Below are 23,500 nucleotides of genomic sequence, written 5' to 3'. Positions count from 1 at the left end.
TCAAAATGAGTAGTCGGAATTGTTTGGTGATTCGGCAGGCTATTTGGTCAGATAGATATCGGACCAGTCGCCGAAGTAGAGGCCGTTGCTGTTCATGGTCAGGCCATGGATTTTGCTCGGGATGATGGCTGCCGCTGATTGGTGGTCGATCGGCAACCAGCCAACGTTATCGATGGCGATCCGTTCAGCTTTAGCATACAGGGCCAGGCGAGCGTCGCCAGAGGTTTGCTCGGCCTGAGCAACGGTCTTGTCAAAATCAGGATTGCTCCAGTTGCCGTTGTTGTTGGCGGAACTCGAGAGCAAGCTGAGATCTAACCATTCGTAAGGATCCGGGAAGTAGACGCCCCACTGCGTAAAGCCAAATTGTACGGTGCGCTTGGTGGTTTCGGCGTTATAACTTGTTAATTCCTCAGAGTTAAGTTTTACCTTAACACCCAGATTATCCTGCCACATCTGCTGCAAAGCCTCGGCCAGTTCAGGTGTGACCTGAGACGATGGATAGGAAAACGTAATGGGGGGAACCTTACTAACGTCCGGGTAGGCACTCTTCAACAATGCTTTAGCTTTGGTGGGATCAAAAGGGATACCAGGATAATTAGCCTGGGAGCCAGGCATACCTGGAGGAATGATTGTGCTGGCAGGAGTCACAGTATCATGGAAGATGGACTTGGCGATAGCCTGTTTATCGATGGCGGCGGCAAAAGCCTGGCGCACCGCCACTTTGTCAAAAGGAGCAATCTTATTGTTAAAGAAAAGGAGATCGCTCTCCAGAACTGGCTTGCGTACAAAACCAGGCATGCTCTGCGCCTGCAACTGGTCGGTAGAGTTCAAATCCCAGACCAGGTCATATTGACCAGCCTGATAGGCCTTGAACGCGGTTGACACGTCGCGCACAAAGGACATCTGTACTTCTTTGAGCTGCGTTTTCTTACCATAATAATGTGGATTGGGAACAAATGTCATCTGTACCCCATGCTGCCACGATTTCACCATGAATGGTCCGGTGCCAATGCCACTACCAGCAACATGGTTAACCCAATCTGTCTGTCCGTATTGCTCGATTACTTTCTGATTCAAAGGCTGAAACAGAGAAACCGTCAGCAATTGCAGAAAATAAGAGGTGGGACGAACCAGCGTGACCTGTAAGGTATGATCGTCCAGCGCTTTAACGCCGGTCAGGGTTTTGGTCTTGCCAGTAATAACATCATTAGCACCCTGAATGGCTTCTTCCAATACCGGCCCAACGGGTGACTTTACTTCTGGCAATAAGGCGCGAGTCCAGGTATAGACATAGGACTGTGCCGTAACCGGGGTGCCATCAGAAAAGGTAATGTCATTGCGAAGGTGAAAAGTATAAACTTTGTTATCTTTTGACACGTCCCATGAGGTGGCCTGATCAGGCTGTGCTTTTAGATCTTTATCTGGTCGCACCAGCCCGCTGAAAATCATATCAATGGCCTGATTAGAGTTGGAGTCGGGGCCGCTGGCTGGATCGAGTTTACCGATATCGGCGGTTCCGACATTTGGGAAACGCAGGACCTGATTGGTGCCGGGAGTGGTATTGCTCTTACTAGGTGTGCTAGTCGTCGCTCCACCACAGGCGCTGAGCAGTACAACTACAGCTATCAGCAAGAGCAAGGAAAGTGAATGCGGAAATTTGCTCCGCCATGAAGACATAAATAAATACTCGCTTTCTGTTACAAGTACGCTGAAACACAATACTATACGGAAATTTGCAATTATAGCACAACCATGGTTGCGGCCAAATGGACCTGTCTCGCTAGCAACGCACAGGTACTCAAGGCACCTGTGCGTTACAGTTTATCTATAAGTTCCACGTATGTATTGAATATTTAGATGTTACTTTATTTAGAACCATGCTGGCTATATATTTATTCCTAAAGATTATCGCGTGGGTATCGTTCGGCAATATGCATTTATGCATGTCGCGTCAATCTGCGCGCCAACCTGTTACCGCCCCATTGAATAATCTGTACCAGCACGATCAACAATACCACGGTCACGACCATCACAGGCGTCTCAAAGCGCTGGTAGCCATAGCGAATAGCCAGGTCGCCCAGGCCGCCAGCGCCAACCGCTCCAGCGATCGCAGAATAACCAATCAGGCTGATAATCGTGATGGTCACACCGAGAATCAACGAGGGCAGCGCCTCCGGAATCAGCACTTTGCGAATGATCTGCCAGTTATTGCAGCCCATAGACTTAGCAGCCTCCACCACGCCTCCATCCACCTCACGCAGCGAGGTCTCCGACACACGTCCAAAGAAAGGAATAGCCGCCACAGTCAGAGGCACAATGGCCGCCGAAGTCCCAATAGTCGTTCCAACCATCAGGCGGGTAAAGGGAGTAATGGCAACCAGGAGAATAATAAAGGGCAGCGACCGACCGATATTGACAATAAATCCCAGGATCTGATGCAACCAGGAGAGCTGAAACAGGCCGTTGCGGTCTGTAATCACCAGTAAAACACCCAGTGGCAAGCCAAAGAGGACCGTAAAGAGAGTAGAGATCACCACCATCCATAAAGTATCCTGCGTAGCCTGCAACAGATCCGGTATTAAATATGACCAGTAATTCCAATCCATCAGACATTCACCTCCACGCGTAGCCCCAGACTCTTCAAGTAATCCAGTGCCGCATCAAATTGCTCGCCAACAAATTCTGCCTGCAGCTGTCCGATACGCTGGTCGCCGAATTTTTCGATATTGCCGCCCAGGATATTCACATTTAAATCAAAGCGCCGAATCAAATTTGAGAGTACTGGCTCATCCGCATTATGGCCTGCGAACGAAATAGTGACCACCCGGGCACCGGGCTGCGCCACATAGCTCTGGGGACGAGGAAAAAGGCTTTGAGCTAAGCGGGACTCGGGGCGGGCAGCCAGATCACTGACGCGGCCCTGCTCAACGGTTTTTCCAGCCTCTAAAATAGCTACCTGGTGACAGATTTGCTTAACCACGCCCATCTCATGCGTAATTAAAAGGATCGTCAAACCCATACGCCGATTCAGATCTTGCAGCAACTCCAGAATAGAATGGGTCGTCTGCGGATCTAAAGCTGAGGTAGCCTCATCTGAGAGAAGTACATCAGGCTCACCGGCCAGCGCACGCGCAATACCCACGCGCTGCTTCTGTCCTCCTGAAAGCTGCGCTGGATACGCGTGAGCACGCTGCTCCAATCCAACCAGCGCCAATAATTCTCTTACCCGTTCCCGGCGTGCCGCCCGGCTATATCCCATCACCTCAAGTGGAAAGGCTACATTATCCGCAATCGTGCGTGAACTCAGCAGATTAAAGTGCTGAAAAATCATACCTATACGCTGACGTGCCTTGCGCAGAGCGGTCCCGCTCAGCGTGGTAATGTCCTGTTCATTAACGAAAATACGGCCCGTGGTTGGCCGTTCCAGAAGGTTAACACAACGAATCAATGTACTTTTCCCGGCGCCACTTTGTCCCAGCACGCCAAAAATTTCGCCCCTGGGTACCTCTAAACTAACATCGTCCAGCGCGACAATTGCTTTTTCGCCCTGGCCATATACTTTTCTCAAATCAGTAATTGTTATCATCACATTTCCCCTGGCAAATGCTACCAAAAGCCTCCATCATTACTGATCACGCTCTTAACAGTACGATACAGTACGATGGAGGCTATGCATCTACACCCTTGGACACAAAGACAGCCAACGATCAGAATAACTGCTTAGAATGTGTCTGAATGCCATGCTTTGCGCGCCTTCAAGCTGAGGCAAGGAGGAGGAGGAGGAGATCATGCCCCCGGCATGCTCGTCATGCCCCCGGCATGCTCGTCAGCACCTATGACACTACGCTCCTGCGGAGCTCAAAACAGGTTTTTTATGTTGGTGCAAAAAGTGCGCTGTGCGCACTTTTTGCACCAACATAAAAAAGAGATTGGGGGCGTCAACGCCTCCAGGCTGGCGCATAACGTGATTCCCATGATCATGGGAGTGTGTCCCTTTTCTTAGAAAGCAGGAATGACCGATCCTTTATATTTATCTTCAATGAATTTTTTGACTTCAGGAGAATTGAGCAGTTTCGCCAATTTGGTGACACCTGGATCATTCTCGTGGCCCTTCAGGACAGTTAACACATTAGCATAAGGATTGCCCTGGCCTTTTTCTAGCGCCAGAGCGTCTTTAGCTGGCGTCAGGCCGACACTCAAAGCATAGTTACCATTGATCACTGAGAGGGTTGTATCATCCAGCGAGCGGGGCAACTGAGCTGCTTCCAACTCTTTGATCTGTAAATTTTTAGGGTTGCTGACAATATCATGGGTGGTGGCGCTGGTGCCAGCACCATTTCTTAACTTGATCAAGCCATGATCGGCCAGCAGTTGCAGGGCGCGACCACCGTTGGTGACATCGTTTGGGATTGCGACGACAGAACCACTGGCAACCTCGTTCAAGGACTTCACTTTATGCGAATAGATGCCAAGCGGCTCAATGTGTACTTTCGTCACTGCGACCATATTCATGCCATGCTGCTGATTGAAGTCTTCCATATAGGGAATATGCTGGAAGAAGTTAGCATCAATTTGACCATCTTGCAGTGCCAGGTTGGGCTGCACATAATCCGTAAACTCGACAACCTGGATGTTCAGGCCGGCTTTAGCCGCCAGATTATCATTGATGTAGCGAAGAATTTCGGCATGAGGGGTGGGTGCAGCACCAACCTTGATGGTAATTGGCCCATTTCCATTAGATGAACTGGTACTACTTCCACCACAGGCTGCAAAAACGGTGGCCATCAATGCGCATAAGATGACCAGATTAAACTTCAACGAGCGCATGAGGTATTTTCCCTTCTGAATAGGTTCTGCTGGCCAGCAGAACCTGGCCCACACCTGCTATGCGCGGAATGCCAGTGCAAATGGCAGATCAACTTTGTGATATTTCCTCTTTTTTTCCGTTTCGAAAGCAGAGAGCAACTTTACTGAAAATCACAATAATTATTTATCAATATATTAAATAATATCTCACCTGCAACGTACATCCACGCAAACAAATGTATTAACTATAATAACAAACTCCATACAAAGAGGAACAATAATCGCTTATGAGTTAATCATAACAATCCTGATATATTTTGTCAACTATTCTTTTTATACGGGAATAGCGACAAAAAAGGTGGCGCCACCGCCTGGAGAAGCCTCAGCCCAGATACGGCCATGGTGCTGTTCAACAATTTCTCTACTGATCGTCAGGCCAATTCCCCAGCCTGTTTGAGTGGCTTCAGCCTCTGGAGCACGATAAAATATATCAAAGGCGCGACTTAAGGAGGTAGCGGATAGTTGAGGGCCCTCGTTGTGTACCCGCAGCACCACCTCGCGCGGCCCCTGATCCACATCAACAGTAATCACTGTGTCCTCAGTTGAATACTTGATCGCATTGCTAATAAGGTTCGTGACAACCTGTGATAGCCGCTTCTTATCAGCATAGAGAGAAACTCGTGATCCCGTCTCATTGAAAGTGATAGCTCGATTAGAAACCTCACGCTGTTCCGCCACCACGTCCTGAGCTATTTCTACCATATCACAGGTCCCAAAGTGTAGAGGCAGCGTCCCGGCACGCAGACTATTAAGATCCAGCAGATCATCCAACAATAATTGCATATCTGCGGCCCGCCCATCCATCTTCTCGAAATGCCTCTGTATAGTAGCTTGAGAAACCTCATCTTTGAAATTCCTCAAGCGTCGCAAAGCCAGTTGTGCCTGTCCTCGAATCGTGGTCAATGGTGTGCGTAGCTCATGCGTGGCGCGCGCAATAAACTGATCCTTAAAATTGGCCGATTGTCCCAGATCCTGATTGGCCCGAATGAGTTGCTGGTTAACAACTGCCAACCTGGCAACCAGCACAATGACAATGAAATCAACAGCCACAAAAGGGCCACCAATCGCGGTATCCCGGCCAATATCGGGCGTAAAAATTCCAGGAACAATAAAATATTGCGTGGCCAATAATCCCAATGCCAGCGAGAACAGGCCCGGCCCGATGCCCCAGCTAAGGGCAACAACAGTAGAGACCAATCCCATAGGAGCAATAGCAAAGTAGGGAGCCTTTGCCAGAAAGATATCAACATATTTTAAAAGAACCATTGCGGCAATCAGCAGAACGCTGGCGATATATCCGAATAAAGGTTTATGCCAGAACACATTGTACGCACGCAAAGTAATCATGAAGATTGGATACAATAAGCGTTGCATATCATTGAACCCTTTTACTCTAATATTCTCAATAACGTTGAAAACATGTGTATTGATCACATACAATAGTATATGCAATCAATACAACACATAAAAAACTTCTGAAAATAATATAAAGGGTCATATGGAGAAAAACTTATGGTGAGAGGAGTCTGTTATCAAAAGGTAACGGGGATAGCAAACAATAATATCATGAAAAACACCGAAGCCAAAACGCAGCAAGCGCTGCAGATGCTGCAGCGCTTTAGAGGTCAAAAAGTCTCAATCGACAGTCGCCATATGTGTTCAATCCAGTCTCAGCACCCATAAATGGCACTAAGAAGCCTGGCGGCTCACCTGTGACTGATTAACAATATGGGGGAAACCATCTTTGCAATCCACAATATACCTGGCGGCAATACCGCTTGTAGAAGCCGTGCCAGCCACTGTGTGATATCCCCTGGAATTGGGTTTGCGGCTAGTAACTACTTTACCTGGAGGGATACTATAAAGAATCTCGCCCTTAAATTCGCGCTCGCGCTCTTTCAGAGTAACCATCTCACCAGGCTGATAGTCGCCTTCGCTAGCTGGACCGAAAAGCCTGACACACTGTTCTTTATCATGACCGTCGAATGCATAGGGTTCATAGACACGCTGTCCATTTTTAATCGTCTCAGCAATCGCGATGCGCTCATCCGTTTCCAACGTAACGATCCAGAGGCTCAAAAATTCTTCTGGCTTCGCAACATCCACGGGACTCCACATCAACACTTTGAGGTTTGGATTGCCATGAACGTATTGCAAAGCTGCATGAGCTAACAAATTGATGCGCACACGCCGCAAAACCGAATCAGCCTCGAACTGGTTAAACTCTATCAGAGGAGCAATCTCAATACCATTGACATATACTATTGCCCGCATTCCGTATTGTTTCCAGTCGATAGGATCCAGGTGAAAATGAAGCTGCTCGCAAATAGCAGCAAGTTGTTTAATTTTTTGACTGGCCTCTTGTTGTTCCTCAACCATATTTCGGCGTGTATAAGTCATGATGTTTAAGCTCCTCTACGGCAGATATACCATTCTGCTTCTGCCTGGTGAACCATTCCGAGCTGAACATAAGAGAATGGCATCATCAACAGGTATACCACTTGACTATATGAGTGCAGCCACCTGGGAGGATGACTGATCGCTGACTCTAACACAACGACTGCGCCGTAAAGATAGAGTTAATTGCGATTGAGTGGCGTCGACATGCTCTTTTATTGTAGTCCGTTGGAATAATTTTGATGTGGATAACCACTACAACAACTTCCGCGCTCTTATGTGTTACCAGAAATGTCGTAGCTTCCCAGGATACGATCGAGTTATACAGGTAGGACCAAAAAAATCGGTGCAAATCCTGAGGAGAAAAATATTAGTGCAATAATCTTCCCTTATTATTAAGTCACATTTTCTCAAGTAATGTCAACAGAATCGGAGAACCTGGGCCGGTCGGCTGGCAATGTTGACAATAGATAACTTGAGAATTATAATGATGTATCATATAGAGATAAAGTGAAGAGCGCCTATAGTTCATTATTTCCCAATTCAAGGCAAAATTGCGTGCAATAGTATATTATAGAATTGCTGCGTTCTGTGACTGGATTATTTCAAACACAGCGAGAAGAGGATGGTGGAGGGGATGGAACAACCACTTGTGTCATGTATTATGCCGACCAAAAACCGACGCGCCTTCGTTGCGCAGGCGCTACACTATTTCGATAAACAGGATTATCCCAATAAAGAGCTGATTATTGTTGATGATGGCGAAGATCTGGTGGTCGATCTGGCGGCACAATATCCTCATGTGCGTTATTTTGCTCCACAGTATATCCATAGTGTGGGTGCCAAACGTAATTTTGCCTGTGAAAATGCCCGCGGGGAGCTGATCTGCCATTGGGACGATGACGATTGGTATTCTTCTGCGCGCCTCTCTTACCAGGTGGCCCCTCTGCTTTCCGGCTCCACAGACATCACGGGGCTACATTTACAGACCGTGCTGGATCTACAAAAAATGCAGGGATGGCAATGCGCAGACGCAACAAAGATAACGCCTGGCGTTGAGAGCATGCACTATGGCACCATGATCTATCGCAAACAACTCTGGTCCAACCTGGCCCGTTTTCGCGATAGTCCCAAAGGCGATGATGGCTCAGGCTTTGTGCGCCGACTAATCAATCTAGGTGCCCGCGTGTGCACGCTTCCCTGCGCTGGACACCAGACTTACATCAGACATGGCAAAAATATCTGGAAGTATCAACCAGGCTCCAGTATCAATAGCGAAAAATGGCATCGTGTCAATCCAGAACAATGTATAGCCCAGGAGAATCTTAGCTTTTACCAGCAGATGCATCTTAAACAATTACAGAAAAATGCGCACGGTTCGCCACAAGTCACACTCGCGGAACGTATTGGCAATCATATCGCCAGAAAGTTTATCTCGGTCGCGATTTTATTCAAACGCTGATACGCCAGCGCACGGTAAACAGCAGATAACTCGATCTGCCTGGGTTTATCACGCATTCTCCCACCGCATTTAAGTCAGCCTATATAATTATATTAATTCTATGATGGTAAGCTGATGCTATCCTGCTTGCTCCTATAAATTTCTGGCTGAAAAAGAAGCTTTTGTTGTGGTATCTTTGTTCAGAGAGAGTTTGAAAATTTTGTTGTTCTGCTGGTTGATGAGCGGAAACATCACATCGTCTCTTGAACCTTTTCACGCGTGGGTCCGAACCTACGGGGACCTTTTCGAGCGTGGAGGGAGAAATCGGGAGCAAGCCCCGAACCTACGGGAACCTTTTCGGGCGTAGAGGGAGAATACATATATTGAATAACCCACCCATTAACAAAATTACCGGCATACATCGTGGTCAACCTGTGTTGATGGCAGGTGAGCAATTAGAGCAAGCTCAGGCGGCGATGATTATGATGCACGGGCGCGGTGCCTCGGCTCGCGATATCCTTGGTTTATCCGCTGAATTGCACCAGCCAGGTTTTGTCTATATCGCCCCGCAGGCGGCCGGAAACACCTGGTATCCCACCAGTTTCCTGGCCCCGCTCAGTAGTAACGAGCCGGATCTTTCATCGGCCCTATCAGTAATTGGTCAGCTATTGGATAGCCTGACGGAGGCTGGCATTGCGCCTGAGCGCACTATTCTGCTAGGCTTTTCACAGGGCGCCTGCCTCTCGCTTGAGTTCGCGGCGCGTAACGCTTGCCATTATGGTGGCATCGCCGCTCTCAGCGGTGGACTAATTGGGCCCAATACGATTGCGCGCGACTATCCCGGATCGCTCGCAGGCACGCCAGCCTTCCTCGGCTGTAGCGACCGCGACCCTCACATACCCAAAGAGCGCGTCGATCTGTCAGCTGATGTGCTCCAGCGCATGGAAGCAACAGTCACCAAGCGCATCTATCCCCAGATGGGACACACCGTCAATGATGATGAGATCGAACAGGTTAATGCCATGATGAAAGCACTTATCACGGCATAATCGAACGGATGAAAAAAAGGTCCCTGAAGCAAAAGTAGATAAACCATTGCTTCAGGGACCTTTTTTGTCCACCTCATGCCGAAGCTTCTGTATCAGGGCAGATTACGAGCATACCCCGATAGGTTCGATCCAACCACGAAGGACACCAGATAGCCTGCAGACAACCGCCCTGCATTCGCTTTTGTTGTCATCCCCACCAGGGTATGGTGCATTTTGACACACAAAGCGACAACCATGAGACGCTAATTTTGATGCCAAAGAATTAATCTTGTTTGTCGTTCATTAGATAGCGCAAAGCTGACAAGCATTCAGTTATTCAACGAGACAGACTCACTTTTTCAGCTCCAATTCAAAGGAGAGGAACATGCAGGAACCACAAACACCTTTATGCCGATATTGCGGAACTCCTGTGCAGCCAGGGCAACGTTTTTGCTCGAATTGCGGGCAAACAACTGAGGGCAATATTAACCAACGTACTGAGCGCTCAGTCGATGCAGAGGAGACCGTCTTACCAGATCAAGGAGGCAAGGCTCGTCAACAAACGCCTCCACCACCTCCGGCTGCATTTGGAAGTGGACAGCGATCAGGCTATCAAGCTCAGAATTATCGCTCGGATACTCCTGTGTATCAACCACAGTCTGGCTATCAACCAGACACGCCTCCTATGGTTCAGGGGCAAGTTCCTGCCTATGCAATACCAATGAAGGATTCATCGCGCAGCGTCTTCAAACAGGTAGGGTGCGGCTTCCTGGCAGTCATCTTACTGGTCCTGGCTCTATGTGGAGGCGCCAGCTACTTTGTCTATCACCAGATCGCCGGCGCGGTACAGCAAACGACCACCCAGCATACCTCCATCAGCACGAATAGTAGTGGTAGCAATACCAGTGATACGAAAAGTATCCCAACACCAGTGGTTACTACCTTAAATATTCAACCAGTAACCTATGCTAGCGTGAAGTTCAGCATACAAAATGTTCAACAAGCGGCTAGCTTTACAGATGACGATAGCGCCAATTCAGGTGTCCTGCGGATATCGCTCAGCGAGGAAAACACATCCACACAATCGGCTTTTTACTCGTATACTGAGTCGATGCTCTTATTACTGCCCGATGGTACAAGCGTTCATCCTAACAAAGAGCAATACTATTCAGCGCCCGACGCTTCCGTCAAACGCAATAACTGGATTGATTTTCCGGTCCCCACCACCATCAAACCTGATCAGGTCACCCTGCGTATTGGTACCGCCACCGAATCACAGATGGATATCCCTCTCAAGAATGGTGCCGACGTTGCTAAATATCAACCGGTGAGCGCTACGCCAAACAAGCTGCTACAATATGCAGGCGCCAACTGGACCATCACCAAAGCCACCAAACAAACCAGCTACAATAGCAAGCAGGCCGATAAGGGCAGTGTCTTTGTGGTGGTCAACCTCAAGATCGATAACAACTCACAGAAGACCGTCTACCCTTTTCCATCAGATGTGATGCGGCTCCAATCCGGCAACACCGTCAACAAACCTGACTCGAACACATTAAGCTCCAGCATCGCTCCTGGCCAAACCAATGCTCAGGGAGCGTGCGTGTTTATTATGCCTACCGACTCGACTGATTTCACCTTCATTTTCTTACCAAACGATCTACTCAATACCACCCAGCAAGTTAGAGGCACCTTCCAAATCAAATAAAACCGAAACACATGGAGCGGCGTGCGCTGCGCCGTTCCACCCCCTCATAGGTTCGGAGCTTGCCTCCGATTGTCGCCCTCCGAAGGAGCGGCGACCCGGTACCCGAATATACCTTCCCTTCTATACGGTATCGTATTCAAAGGGACGTTATGGTGTGGCGAGGAGTAATCGGAGGCAAGCTCCGAACCTATTGATAATCAAAATATTTCTATGTATAATTATTTTGAACATCAAAACAATCTACCATCAAAGGATCATGTATGGCTATGGAACGTTTGACGGAAGACTTACTGTTACTGACGCGCCTGCTACGTCCATCGCGGCACACGGATATGACACCACAGCAATACTGGTTGCTACGCCATCTGCGCTGCTCTGGTCCACAAAACATTGGGGAACTGGCTCAGGCGCTGGGGATTACAACCGGTTCAGCCACTGTGGCCTGCAAGCGTCTGGAAAAGGCGGCTCTGATCACGCGTACCCGACAGGCCGATGATGAACGGGTGGTACAGGTCTCTTTAACAGACCTGGGACGTACACAGATTGATGCGGTCCGCCAGCAAAGACGCGAATCGCTAACCCACTTATTGCAGGTACTTGATGAGCCAGAGCAACAGGAATTGCAGCGGCTGGTCGAGCGCTTATTGGATGTAGCGGAAGCACAGGGATTTGGAGAAATGAAAAAAAATGACACCCATCATTGAAGTATCTCATCTCGTAAAAAAATTTGGGGACTACGCAGCCGTCAATGATGTGAGCTTTGAGGTGGAAAAAGGCGAGGTCTTTGGTCTCCTCGGTCCAAATGGTGCCGGCAAAAGTACGACCATTAAGATGCTCACAACACTGCTCAGCCCTACATCAGGACAGGCCAGCGTGGATGGTTTCGATATCGTCCATCAGACGACGGCAGTACGCCATAGTCTGGGATATGTGCCGCAGGCTTTGTCGGCCGACGGAAATTTGACAGGCTATGAGAACTTACTGATTTTTGCGAAGCTCTATGATTTGCCACGCAGTATACGCGATGCTCGAGTAAAAGAAGTGCTGTCATTCGTCGGGCTTACCGATGCGGGATCACAACTGGTACGCCAGTATTCTGGAGGAATGATTCGCCGACTGGAGGTAGCCCAGGCGCTCCTACACCAGCCGCATGTACTCTTCCTGGATGAACCGACAGTAGGACTCGATCCGATCGCACGCCAGGCGATCTGGGAGCATCTAATGCAACTGCGGGCCGAGTCAAATATGACGATTTTCTTGACCACCCATTCGATGGAGGAAGCCGATAGCCTATGTACACGGATCGGCATCATGCATCGTGGCCGGATCGCCGCTATTGGCACACCAGCGGAACTCAAGGCGACCGTGGGCGGCGACGATGTAACTTTGAATGATGTGTTTGTCCATTTCGCGGGCGATGCCCTTGAGTCAGGAGGAACCTACCGTGACGCTTCACGAGCACGACGTACAGCACGAAGACTTGGCTAAAATTAATGCCCAGACCCAGCCATACCAGGCTGCAAAATCCCCATTGGCCTGGCTGGCCAACTTCTTCGGCAAAACTCTCACGATTGCTGAATGGGAAGCACGCAAGATCCGTCACGACTTCACTGATCTGATTACGCGTGCGGTGCAACCCGCGCTCTGGATACTGGTTTTTGGCGAGGTCTTTACCCGCATTCGCGCGATTCCCACTGGCAGCAAAAACGTCAGCTATCTAGAGTTTATGGCTCCCGGTATCCTGGCTCAGAGCGTGCTCTTCATCTCAATCTTTGCCGGCATCGCTATCATCTGGGAACGAGACCTGGGAGTCATTCATAAGTTTCTGGCCAGTCCAACGCCCCGTGGTTCTCTGGTGCTGGGCAAAGCCCTCTCATCTGGCATTCGCGCCTTGCCGCAGGCCATAGTTATTTATCTGCTCGCCCTGATCCTTGGCGTCAAAATGAATTTTAATCCGCTGGCCTTACTGGGAGTACTGGTATTTGTAGTCATGGGAGCAGGCTGCTTCTCTACCTTTTCTCTGATTATCGCCTGTCTACTCAAGACACGCGATCGCGTCATGGGTATCGGGCAGGTACTGACCATGCCTATGTTCTTTGCCAGTAACGCCATCTATCCTATCGCCATTATGCCCGGCTGGCTGCAGGCTATCGCCCACATCAATCCGCTCACATACGTGGTGGATGGATTGCGTGCGCTGATGCTGGCCAATCCAGCTATTAATATGGTCGATGTCGGCAGGGATTTCGGTATTCTACTGGTCGTCACCGTCGTACTGGTGACGATTGGCGCCATGCTCTATCCGCGCATCGTCCAGTAAAAAAAGAGAGAGGCAGGCCCATAAGATAGATGGATCTGCCTCTATAAATTTATGATGTCTGGTCTACCCTTGAAATTGCTCTGGCACCGATAGCTGGAAAGACGCAGCCAGCAGGCGCATATCGTGTTGATCCTTAGCACCCGGCTCGTATCCCAGGTGACACAATAGCTGCGCCTCTGCCGTCACACAGGAAACGACCACTCCTGCGATCATGCCATGCCCCGTAAAACCGCTGGCCGGATAATGAAAAGGCGTCCCGTCCTGCAACTGTTGAATACCATCTCCCTGCGCATCAAAATACACGGGATGGAAATCAATGCTCAGACCAGTCGCATGACGCATGACAAAGCGCGTCGGCAGCTCATCCTCTACCAGTGCATAGCCGACGGCCTGCAAACTTGTTCTGGCCAGCTCTACCTGCTCTAGCCTGATCACCAGATCCACATCGCTATGCTCGCGTGTCTGCTTGCCCAGCAATGCATCGATACCCCAGCCACCATCCAACCAGAGCTGTATGCCCACCGCTGTCAACGTTTGTATAATCTTCAACACATCTTGCGCCTGCATCATTAATAAATTATCTATCCTCAAAGTCAGGGACGGTACTGCCCCGCGAATGAACAAACCGGACACAAGGTCCGAATCTATTGGTATCATGTTTATTATAAGATTTTATAATGTTAACATTACAAATAATCCATTACGGAAAATCCCCTCGTAGGTTCGGGCCTTGCGCCCAATACTTTCAACTTAAGCACTTTTGGGATGTGGTTTGGATGGCACCTTGGATCGTTGTGCGGATTCCTGTTGTTCAGCCAAGTCTCGAACAACAGGAACCACAAACGTGAGATAGGTGTCCGTCTTCTCAAATGGCCGGGGCGCTGGCGTCCCTCGCTTTTTGGGTTTGTGTTTGTGGTAAACTTGCTTGATTTCCCGCCGATTGCTGCGCAAACGCGGGGGAGGCAAGACATGGTCGCCAATCGCTTGCACCATCCGTGTGAGAATGAGCTCTCGGTCTTCCAGACTCCGGGTCGCGACCCGCTCGATGCGGCGGCGCAGGTGCTCAAAGGCGTTCACACAACTCAAGGCCCGAGGATCGTGGCCTGTCCGCTCCCCGGCTTGTACCATCCAAAAACGTAGCGCGTAATGCGCCAGCATCAACCCATACATCTCTTGTTTGACTCCTTCCGGGGTCTGCGATCGCAAGACTTTGATCTGCTCATGCAGCACACATTTGAGCTCCCGGATCATCAGTTCCACCTCCCAGCGTTGCTGATAGAGCTCGATGAGCTCGCTGGCGGGATAGCGCTTTTCGTCGAGCAAGGTGGTGACCAGTCGGTAGACCCGTCCTGGCGTTCCCAATCGGGCATCGGTGATCGTGTACTCAATCACGCGCAGTGTCTGCTTGTCTTTGGCACGAAAGGTGGCGGTGCGGCACGGCTTCAACACCGCCAGGTAGCTGCCATCAGTCAGTCGGGTATAGCCCCGGCGCAGCATATGGCTCGACAAACCACACAGCACATGGGCACCCCGCTCGCGGGCCTCTTGGGTCAGCACCCCGCTGAAGATCCCGCAATCTCCCAGCACCAGCATGCCCTGCTGCAGCCAGCGCACCACCTCTCGCACCCCCTGGGCCTCGGCCCAGCGGTAGCCCCCGAGGGCAGCGGCAATGATGGCATGGCTGGCACATTCCATCAGCATCACCGCTCGCACCTGCGGATAGGCTCCTTTGCCGTGCTGGTTGCTTGATCGACCAAACGCCTGATCATTGGCTGGGGTATCGGGCACATTGAACACCGATCCATCGATGGCCATCACGCGCCAGCCATGAAAAAAAGCAGTTGGGGTGTGCGCTCGATCACACAGGGGGCGGCAACCGCGCTCCAGCAACTGACGAAAGGGGTCGGCACCCATACGGGCGCGTTGCGCTCCCAAGGCCTGGGCAGACATGGTTTCCCGTGACTGTTGCGGATGCAGGTCGATCAACCCATCGGTGATCTGCTGCCAGACCTGCTCCTGGGAGAGGCGACGCCACCAGGAGCAACACAATTGAAACAGGATGATGCTGTGTGGGGTACAGTTGCGGATGCGGGCTTGTTGCTGCTGGCCTGCCTTGTTGCACCGGGGAGCTCGCGCAGCGAGAATCTCATCGACGAGCGAAGCGGGAAAACAGGCCTCGAACACATTCATGTCAATCAGGCGGCAGATCTTGTCATTTGGGCTCAGGTGGCGTAAGCTAGGCATGAAGAAGTTCCTTTCATCACAACGAAGAAATCGGTTTGTATTCAGTGTGACGAACAGCGAACTTCTTTTGCTCATTCATCCCTCTTTTGTCTCATTGCTCTTCAAACAACATGCTTAAGTTGAAAGTATTGGGCCTTGCGCCCGATTTCTCCTCGACGCACGTAAACGTTCCTCGTAGGTTCGGGCCTCGCACCCGATTTCTCCATTAACACACGAAAATATTCATTGTGATAGGTGATTTACAGGGTCATTTACCACCAGCCGCTCGGTTATTGACGCTTTTATGTGATGAATGGCAATTGACGCCGTATGATGCTCTATGTTATTGTGTACTATATAGTACACAATAATGGAGAGAGGAACAAAAGTTAATGGGCAGGCCCAGCGATGCCAGGAAACGACTGATAGAGGCAGCACGCATGGTCATCTTTGCACAAAGCTATGAGAGCGTCAGTATTGATGAGTTATGTGCAGCGGCGGGCGTGCACAAAAGCAGCTTTTATCATTTCTTTGCATCCAAGCAAGAACTTGTCCTGGCTGCCATCGAAGTGCAATGGCAATCCCTGGAGGCTACATTAAAACAAGCCTTTGCCAGTCACTTATCTCCTCCAGAGCGTATCTTGCGTTTCTTTGAGCTAACGCTACAGCACCAGCAGGCACTACAACAACAGCATGGTCAGATGCGCGGCTGTCCTGCAGGCAACCTTACACTGGAGCTAAGCACACAAAATGAACCGATTCGCGCGCGCCTGGAGCAATTGTTTCAAGCATGGCTCATATATTTTGAGCAGGCTCTCAATGATGCCAAAGCCGAGCAGCTGATACCAGCCAGCGTAGATACAACTATCATGGCACAGGCCTTACTGGCTTATTTTGAGGGCGTGCTACTACTGGCGAAAGGACAAAACAATCCCGCGCTGATTGCTACGCTGCGCTCAGGTGTGCTGGCCTTAATGCACTACCAGGAAAAGGGTTAATTCATTTATTAAAAGTTAATTGTTTATGAATAATATAAGGAGCATCAAATAATGAAGCGTGTAGTTATTACAGGCATTGGATTGGTGACATCGCTGGGACATACGGTAGAGGAGACGTGGGAGGGACTGGGCCAGGGTCGCTCGGGTATCGGGCCGATTACAAATTTTGATGCCCGTGAATATCCGGTGACATTTGCCGGAGAGGTACGAAACTTTGACGCCAGTCCCTATATGGATCGCAAGGAGATCCGCCGCAATGATCCATTTACGCACCTGGCGGTAGCCGCCTCGCGTCAGGCGCTGGCGCAAGCAGGACTGGAGATCACCAAAGAACTGGCTCCTGAGGTTGGGGTATGTATCGGCAGCGGAGTGGGCGGTCTGATAACCCTGCATGATCAGTTCAATGTCCTCCACGAAAAGGGTCCGACGCGCGTCAGCCCGTTTTTGATACCAATGCTGATGATCAATGCGGCCCCCGGCCTGGTTTCGCAACTGGTAGGGGCACGTGGACCGGCCTGGTCAGCGGTTTCGGCCTGCGCGACCAGCGGCAATGCTATTGGTGAAGCCTGGGAAACCATCCGTCGCGGCACGGCTCGCGCCATGCTGGCAGGCGGCTCAGAGAAGGCCGTTACGCCGCTCGGCATGGCCTCTTTTGCCAACATGCACGCCCTCTCACGGCGCAATGAGGATCCTCAAGGGGCCAGCCGACCATTCGATGCGACACGTGATGGCTTTGTCATGGGCGAAGGTGCTGGCGTGCTCCTCCTTGAAGAGCTAGAGCTAGCCCAGCAACGAGGAGCCACCATCCTGGCTGAACTGGTCGGCTATGGTTCAACCGCCGACGCTTATCATATTACCGAGCCCGCCCCAGGTGGAGCGGGATTAGTGATGGCCATGCAGCGAGCCCTACAGGTCGCTGGTCTGCGACCCGAGCAGGTCGACTATATCAACGCCCATGGCACCTCGACCTCCCTCAACGACGTCCGCGAAACCCAGGCCATTAAAACGTGCTTTGGTGAGCACGCCCACAAAGTCGCGATCAGCTCGACTAAATCCATGCTGGGACACACCTTCGGCGCCGCCGGAGCCATAGAGGCCGCGATTTCGGTGCTCAGCATCGTACACAATCTGATGCCTCCCACCATCAACCTGCACCAGCCCGATCCCGAATGCGACCTGGATTATATTCCCAACCAGGCCCGTGCCGGTAAAGTAGATGTCACCCTCTCAAACTCAATGGGCTTTGGTGGCCACAACACCAGCCTGATCTTTCAACGCTACCAAATGTAAATAAGCCCGGCCCTGTCAGTAGGCTACTGACAGGGCCAATTTTCATCCCTTTGGTGGATGCTCTGCACCAGAACCGCATGCTATTATTCACTCTACCAGATAAGACATCGAGGCGAAAAACGCCGATTCACGAGGAGAAAGAATATGCAGCGTCTGGTTCATAGGGTTCGCTCCACTACCACCTGGTGGGTTGTACTGGTCCAGGGTATTGTTGCTATCATCCTTGGGCTGCTGGTCTTGCTAGCTCCATTTAAACTGTCTACCCTGCTGGTTCGTTTGCTGGGTGCTTATCTTTTTATCTCTGGCATCCTCTTATTCTTCAACATGTTTCGCAGCAAATCGTATCCCAAATTCAAGATCATCGTCGCCGGCGTAGGAATAATCGCTGGCCTACTGCTGATGATCTTCCGCATCTGGAGCCTGAGTGTCCTACCGCCCGCAATCTTCCTGGTAGGTTCAATTCTAGGCATCATCTATGGCATCAGTGAAATCGTGCACGGCAGCCGAAACAAAGAGTGGGATGACATCGGGATTGGAGTGCTGAGTACCATTGTTGGCCTCACGCTGCTGTTCTTGATCGTACCGCTAGGCGGCTTCCTGGCTGTATCGCTAACGACGCTGGTGATAGTGGTGCCCTTTATTATCTGCATCAGCGGAATCGTCATTGGTATCCTCTTAATCCAGCGCGCGCTACACATGCGGCACGCACAGGCGTCTACTCCACCACCCATGATGTCGGCCACGCAGGAATAATCATGCTACCTGCTCACTCTCGACCATCCGACGATTAAGGCCTGGCGGCGAGAGGAAGCAGGTAGAAATCAACACGTCTTCCACGTTTTGAAAGGCAAAGTAATGACAGAGCATAATATTCAACACCACCAGACTGTCCCCTATACACGCAACCTGCGCGATGCGTGCCTGGGCGATGAATTGCAGCACTCTTACTATCTGGCACAAAAAGAAGATACAGCGGGACAGTTAACCCTGAACGAGGCTATCATTGAGCGAGGCCAGGAGCCGCCACCCCATACCCATACGCGTGAGGACGAAGCTTTCTATCTGCTCGATGGTGCAGCCACCTTCTATGTAGGCGAGCAAACTTTCTCAGCATCCCCTGGAACTTTCACCTGGCTACCACGCAACATACAACACTCATTTAGGATCGATTCTGCACGCGCCCGCTTCCTGATCTTTATCCTACCAGCCGGCCTGGAACTTTTCTTCGCGCAAATGGCACAGCTATTTCAGCAAGAACAGGTACAACCAGGACAAATCTCGCCCGAAGCGGCCCACAAATGGCAGCAGCTTTCACAACAATTCGGCATCACCCTCAACCCGTAGATGCGCCCCTTGCGGGCGCTTCTGCCCTCCTTGGCTCGAAAAAGAACCAATATGGATATAATACATCTCTTTTTGCTCGTTTCCGAGATGAAAGCAAGCAGTCGTCATAAATATATGCAATTATATGTATTTTTAATTAGTAATTTCTAAATAAGTTATGATCGGCATACATACGTTATCACCTCTAAAACACGAAAACAATCCCTCCGCAGATGGACGTCTCCACAACACGAAACGGATCACCATGATGGGATCGTTTCGTGATTCGAGATCACTTATCACTACGCACGTTTTTCTCTTCTTCAATTTGCTTCTTATCTTTAACTCAAGGAAGGGACAATGCTTCTTTTCAACCTGTGACTGATTCCTTGGGCAATGCGCAAAGAGACAGGCTAGCTCATAGCATAACCAGACACTTTCATCTTGACATAGGCATAACTTATGTTATATAATGAACGGCGTTTATTTATTGGAAAGGATAAAGATAGTGGGTAAAGAAATCAAGACGCGCGAAGCACGCATCCGAACAGCCAGCCGTCATCGGCGCGAACAGGAGAAAGAGGAACTGCGCCAGACAATTCTGAAGGTAGCGGCAATCCTGTTTTTAGAACGGGGCTATGATCGCTTCTCGATGCGCCAGCTGGCGGAGGAGATCGGCTATTCAGCCGCTACACTTTACCTGTACTTTCGCGATAAGGATGAGCTTCTGTTCACTGTTGTCGATGAGAGCTTTGCTCGCTTTGAGCAACAGCTGGCACAGGCCGCCACTTTGAGCGCCGATCCCTGGGAACGGCTGGCAGCGCTGGCGCAGGCATATGTCGGCTTTGGTCTGCAGAATCCAGTCCACTACCAGTTGATGTTTATGTGGCGTACAGATTTCCTGACCCAGGTCCGTCCGGGGGAGCAACAGCCACGCCTGAGCGCGTTGCGCGTGCTCCAGGAAACGATCCAGTTCGCCATGGATGAAGGGGTGATGGAGGCGGGCAACGCGCAGAGCTATAGCGATGTGCTCTGGGCTACGATGCATGGCATCGTCTCACTGACGATCAGTATGCCTGGATTCGATAACGAACGTATCCAGCAAGCAACAGCCCTGGCCCGTGAGATGGTGTTTAAAGCTTTTAGGAAAGGCTAGATCTCTTTTTTTGCACTTAAGTAAACAACGTTTAGTTAAATTTATCCGTTCAGAGAACTAAAGTAAAGGAGAGAACAATGCTTAATGCTCATCTACTGATGATCATCTTCCATGCAACCAGCGCAACAGCCGCCTTTATAGTTGGACTCGCATTGCTGTTTCAAAGAGATCTGCTCCGACAGCGACAACTAGCAATGGCGCTTGTGGTACTCCTGATTCTGCTTGAGATTTTTCTCATCCTCGCCATCCTCTCCCATCTGACCAGCCTGGCGATGGTACAGCAGATCGTCTTTGGGGGGCTGGGCTTACTGGGATTGTATATGATATGGCGCGCGCTTCAGGCGTTAGTGCTCTTGCGCCAGGCGCCGGATAATCAAGGCGCGGTCATGGATCATGTTGGCTTTAATCTGATCTCGCTCTTTGATGGCTTTGCCATTGTGAGCGCCATCGATTTACAGGCACCCGGCTGGCTGGTCGCCATCATCGCCATCGGAGCCGTCGCGCTCGGCATCTACGCCATCAATTCCAGAAAAAAGGCGCTGAATACCATATCATAAACAATGTTCGGGTATCTCTGTGAAATTCCCCGCATCGGCTAACCCCACGGAGCTCTAAAGTTGCGAGAAGTTCAGGAGAAGAGAAAGGTACTTCCGCCTGGAGATTACCTGTCGTATGCTCTTATCGGTAACTCCGAGACGATCCGCCGGCGTCTAACCGCCTACGAGGCGGCTGGCTTGCAGGAACTGATGCTCATCTTCCCTGATGCGACTCACCTGGATACGATTCGCCGCTTCGCCAGAGAGTTCATCGCATAAAAGTAAGGTTCACTTATCCATGACCAGCGTGTCTACATCAGCAAGTACACGCTCCGCATGGACGAGCAACCCTTGCCCCGCCGATGTTAAACGGATACTCCGGCTCGACCGCTCAAACAGACGTACACCGATTTCGCGCTCTAACGCTTGAATTTGCTGTGAGAGGGCGGGTTGTGCAATCGCCAATTCCTCCGCGGCCTGCGTAAAGTGAAGGCGATGCGCAAGGACGACATATGAGAGAAGCTTCATCATCGATTGCTGATCAAAAAAGGTAATGGCGTATATCGTATAATATTGACACAGCGCTGATTGATTTAGGCCTTCCCAGAGAAAGGTAAAAGAGATGGAGCAAAGAGTCTATCGTACCGAACTTACCCCACTGAGTTTTCTGGAGCGGAGTGCCCTGATTTTTCCGGAGAAGACGGCAATCATCCATGAGGGGCGAACGTATACATACCGCGAGTTCGCTGAGCGCGTCAACCGGCTGGCCTCGCGCCTGCGGGCGCTGGGACTGCAGAAGCACGAGCGCGTCGCATTTCTTTGTCCCAATACCCCTGCCCTGCTCGAAGCGCACTACGCGGTCCCGGCGGCTGGTGGCATCCTGGTCGCCATCAACAATCGGTTGAGCAGTTCCGAGATTGGCTTCATTTTACAGCACTCGGGCAGCCACTACCTGTTCGTCGATGAAGAGTTTTTTCCTCTGGTCTCATCTTTACAGTTGGAACAGCCAATACAGATCATCCGCATTGCTGACAGCGGATCTCCCGAAGATCCCTATGAGCGGTTCCTGGTTGCAGGTTCGCCCGAGCCGGTCAAGAGCTGGCTGCAAGATGAAGAAGAAACGATTTCCATCAACTATACCTCGGGCACGACTGGCAATCCCAAGGGCGTGATGTATACCTATCGTGGCGCTTACCTCAATGCCCTCGCTGAAGTGATCGAAAGCGGCCTGGGCAGCCAGAGCACCTATCTGTGGACCCTGCCGATGTTTCACTGTAACGGCTGGTGCTTTACCTGGGCCGTCACTGCCGTTGGCGCCACCCATGTCTGTCTGCGCAAGGTCGATCCATCTCGCATCTGGGACCTGTTTGAGAGCGAGAAGATTACCCATTACAATGGAGCACCCACCGTCCATATTTTCCTGGCCCATCACCCCAAGGCCCATCGCCTCGATCGGCAGATCACCGTAACCATCGCTGGTGCGCCACCATCACCAACCTTGCTGGCGCAGCTAAAACAACTCAATATGCGTCCCATCCATGTCTATGGCCTGACCGAGACGTATGGTCCTTACACGGTTTGTGAGTGGCATGAAGAATGGGGCACCCTGCCAGAGGAGGAACAGGCTCGCTTGCTGGCACGACAGGGACAAGGCTATGTGACCGCTGAGTGGGCTCGCGTAGTGAATGCGAATATGGAAGATGTGCCGTGGGATGGCCAGACGATGGGCGAAGTACTCATGCGTGGCAATAATGTGGCTAAAGGTTACTTTGACAATCCAGCGGCGACCAGCCGGTCCTTTGAAGGCGGCTGGTTTCATTCCGGCGACATCGGCGTCTGGCATCCAGACAGCTATATTGAGCTGCGCGATCGCGCCAAAGACGTCATTATTTCCGGTGGCGAGAATATTTCGACGATCGAAGTTGAACAAACCATCGTGAAGCAACCGGCAGTGCTGGAGTGTGCGGTAGTGGCCATACCTGATGAGACCTGGGGTGAGCAGCCCAAAGCTTTTGTGACTTTGAAACCTGAGCACACGGCAACGGAGCAGGAGATCATCGCCTTTTGCAGGGAGAGGCTGGCTCACTTCAAGTGCCCGGTCGCCGTCGAATTTGGCCCGCTGCCCAAAACATCGACTGGCAAAATCCAGAAGTATATCCTGCGCGACAAGGCCTGGGCCGGACACGAGAAACGGATTCATTAACTTCAAAGATG

General features: G+C 50.8%; 23 protein-coding genes. 14 read left to right on the top strand and 9 right to left on the bottom strand.

Annotated elements, in window-relative coordinates; all coding sequences use genetic code 11:
- Positions 1 to 39: 39 nt before the first annotated feature.
- The 6 genes from JMI88_RS08850 to JMI88_RS08825 form a co-directional block, all read right to left on the bottom strand.
- Positions 40 to 1,677: a peptide ABC transporter substrate-binding protein gene (locus tag JMI88_RS08850; RefSeq protein WP_201361445.1), complete on the bottom strand. Its 1,638-nt coding sequence runs from the start codon at positions 1,675 to 1,677 to the stop codon at positions 40 to 42.
- Between the two features lie 260 nt (positions 1,678 to 1,937).
- Entirely contained in the window at positions 1,938 to 2,606 is a 669-nt protein-coding gene (locus tag JMI88_RS08845; protein ID WP_201361444.1) for a methionine ABC transporter permease, read from the bottom strand.
- The gene (locus JMI88_RS08840; protein ID WP_201361443.1) at positions 2,606 to 3,586 is read right to left on the bottom strand and encodes a methionine ABC transporter ATP-binding protein; all 981 of its coding nucleotides are present in this window, start codon (positions 3,584 to 3,586) and stop codon (positions 2,606 to 2,608) included. Before JMI88_RS08840 ends, JMI88_RS08845 begins: the two co-directional genes overlap by 1 nt.
- Positions 3,587 to 3,999: 413 nt before the next feature.
- A complete protein-coding gene (locus tag JMI88_RS08835) occupies positions 4,000 to 4,827 on the bottom strand; it encodes a MetQ/NlpA family ABC transporter substrate-binding protein (protein WP_236022872.1) in 828 nt (275 codons plus the stop codon).
- Between the two features lie 312 nt (positions 4,828 to 5,139).
- On the bottom strand, positions 5,140 to 6,240 hold the full coding sequence (locus JMI88_RS08830; RefSeq protein ID WP_201361442.1) for a sensor histidine kinase: 1,101 nt from the start codon (positions 6,238 to 6,240) through the stop codon (positions 5,140 to 5,142).
- 315 nt (positions 6,241 to 6,555) lie between these two features.
- Entirely contained in the window at positions 6,556 to 7,266 is a 711-nt protein-coding gene (locus JMI88_RS08825; RefSeq protein WP_201361441.1) for a hypothetical protein, read from the bottom strand.
- A gap of 634 nt (positions 7,267 to 7,900) precedes the next feature.
- Between JMI88_RS08825 and JMI88_RS08820 the strand changes: the two genes are divergently transcribed.
- From JMI88_RS08820 to JMI88_RS08795, 6 genes are all read left to right on the top strand, one after another.
- On the top strand, positions 7,901 to 8,725 hold the full coding sequence (locus tag JMI88_RS08820) for a glycosyltransferase family 2 protein (RefSeq protein WP_201361440.1): 825 nt from the start codon (positions 7,901 to 7,903) through the stop codon (positions 8,723 to 8,725).
- 362 nt (positions 8,726 to 9,087) lie between these two features.
- A complete protein-coding gene (locus JMI88_RS08815; protein ID WP_236022871.1) occupies positions 9,088 to 9,753 on the top strand; it encodes an alpha/beta hydrolase in 666 nt (221 codons plus the stop codon).
- 364 nt (positions 9,754 to 10,117) lie between these two features.
- Complete coding sequence (locus JMI88_RS08810) at positions 10,118 to 11,440, top strand: DUF4352 domain-containing protein (RefSeq protein WP_201361439.1); 1,323 nt, start codon at positions 10,118 to 10,120, stop codon at positions 11,438 to 11,440.
- A 260-nt stretch (positions 11,441 to 11,700) separates the two neighbouring features.
- Positions 11,701 to 12,144 (top strand): MarR family winged helix-turn-helix transcriptional regulator, encoded by a 444-nt coding sequence (locus tag JMI88_RS40065; RefSeq protein WP_201361438.1) that lies wholly within the window; start codon positions 11,701 to 11,703, stop codon positions 12,142 to 12,144.
- A complete protein-coding gene (locus tag JMI88_RS08800) occupies positions 12,128 to 12,928 on the top strand; it encodes an ABC transporter ATP-binding protein (RefSeq protein ID WP_201361437.1) in 801 nt (266 codons plus the stop codon). The genes JMI88_RS40065 and JMI88_RS08800 overlap by 17 nt, the downstream gene beginning before the upstream one ends.
- Complete coding sequence (locus JMI88_RS08795) at positions 12,885 to 13,760, top strand: ABC transporter permease (RefSeq protein ID WP_236022870.1); 876 nt, start codon at positions 12,885 to 12,887, stop codon at positions 13,758 to 13,760. The genes JMI88_RS08800 and JMI88_RS08795 overlap by 44 nt, the downstream gene beginning before the upstream one ends.
- 63 nt (positions 13,761 to 13,823) lie before the next feature.
- Here the strand turns inward: JMI88_RS08795 and JMI88_RS08790 are convergent, their stop codons facing one another.
- A complete protein-coding gene (locus tag JMI88_RS08790) occupies positions 13,824 to 14,330 on the bottom strand; it encodes a nucleotidyltransferase domain-containing protein (protein WP_201361436.1) in 507 nt (168 codons plus the stop codon).
- Positions 14,331 to 14,510: 180 nt separating this feature from the next.
- The gene (locus tag JMI88_RS08785; RefSeq protein WP_201361435.1) at positions 14,511 to 16,004 is read right to left on the bottom strand and encodes an IS4 family transposase; all 1,494 of its coding nucleotides are present in this window, start codon (positions 16,002 to 16,004) and stop codon (positions 14,511 to 14,513) included.
- A 371-nt stretch (positions 16,005 to 16,375) separates the two neighbouring features.
- Between JMI88_RS08785 and JMI88_RS08780 the strand changes: the two genes are divergently transcribed.
- The 7 genes from JMI88_RS08780 to JMI88_RS08750 all read left to right on the top strand — a co-directional run bounded on the left by JMI88_RS08780 (position 16,376) and on the right by JMI88_RS08750 (position 21,565).
- Positions 16,376 to 16,981 (top strand): TetR/AcrR family transcriptional regulator, encoded by a 606-nt coding sequence (locus JMI88_RS08780; RefSeq protein ID WP_201361434.1) that lies wholly within the window; start codon positions 16,376 to 16,378, stop codon positions 16,979 to 16,981.
- A gap of 51 nt (positions 16,982 to 17,032) precedes the next feature.
- The gene (fabF, locus tag JMI88_RS08775; RefSeq protein WP_201361433.1) at positions 17,033 to 18,271 is read left to right on the top strand and encodes a beta-ketoacyl-ACP synthase II; all 1,239 of its coding nucleotides are present in this window, start codon (positions 17,033 to 17,035) and stop codon (positions 18,269 to 18,271) included.
- A 144-nt stretch (positions 18,272 to 18,415) separates the two neighbouring features.
- Positions 18,416 to 19,024, top strand: a complete 609-nt coding sequence (locus tag JMI88_RS08770; protein ID WP_201361432.1) for an HdeD family acid-resistance protein — start codon at positions 18,416 to 18,418, stop codon at positions 19,022 to 19,024.
- Positions 19,025 to 19,126: 102 nt separating this feature from the next.
- Positions 19,127 to 19,615: a cupin domain-containing protein gene (locus tag JMI88_RS08765; RefSeq protein ID WP_201361431.1), complete on the top strand. Its 489-nt coding sequence runs from the start codon at positions 19,127 to 19,129 to the stop codon at positions 19,613 to 19,615.
- Positions 19,616 to 20,102: 487 nt separating this feature from the next.
- Entirely contained in the window at positions 20,103 to 20,750 is a 648-nt protein-coding gene (locus JMI88_RS08760) for a TetR/AcrR family transcriptional regulator (protein ID WP_201361430.1), read from the top strand.
- A gap of 77 nt (positions 20,751 to 20,827) precedes the next feature.
- Entirely contained in the window at positions 20,828 to 21,307 is a 480-nt protein-coding gene (locus JMI88_RS08755) for a hypothetical protein (RefSeq protein ID WP_201361429.1), read from the top strand.
- Positions 21,308 to 21,367: 60 nt separating this feature from the next.
- A complete protein-coding gene (locus JMI88_RS08750) occupies positions 21,368 to 21,565 on the top strand; it encodes a hypothetical protein (RefSeq protein ID WP_201361428.1) in 198 nt (65 codons plus the stop codon).
- 9 nt (positions 21,566 to 21,574) lie between these two features.
- Here the strand turns inward: JMI88_RS08750 and JMI88_RS08745 are convergent, their stop codons facing one another.
- Positions 21,575 to 21,817 (bottom strand): LysR family transcriptional regulator, encoded by a 243-nt coding sequence (locus tag JMI88_RS08745; RefSeq protein ID WP_201361427.1) that lies wholly within the window; start codon positions 21,815 to 21,817, stop codon positions 21,575 to 21,577.
- 91 nt (positions 21,818 to 21,908) lie between these two features.
- Here JMI88_RS08745 and JMI88_RS08740 point away from each other — a divergent pair, with 91 nt between their 5' ends.
- Positions 21,909 to 23,489, top strand: a complete 1,581-nt coding sequence (locus tag JMI88_RS08740) for an acyl--CoA ligase family protein (RefSeq protein ID WP_201361426.1) — start codon at positions 21,909 to 21,911, stop codon at positions 23,487 to 23,489.
- Positions 23,490 to 23,500: the final 11 nt, after the last annotated feature.

The organism is Dictyobacter formicarum, from assembly GCF_016587435.1.
This window is presented reverse-complemented; position numbering and strand designations above follow the sequence as displayed.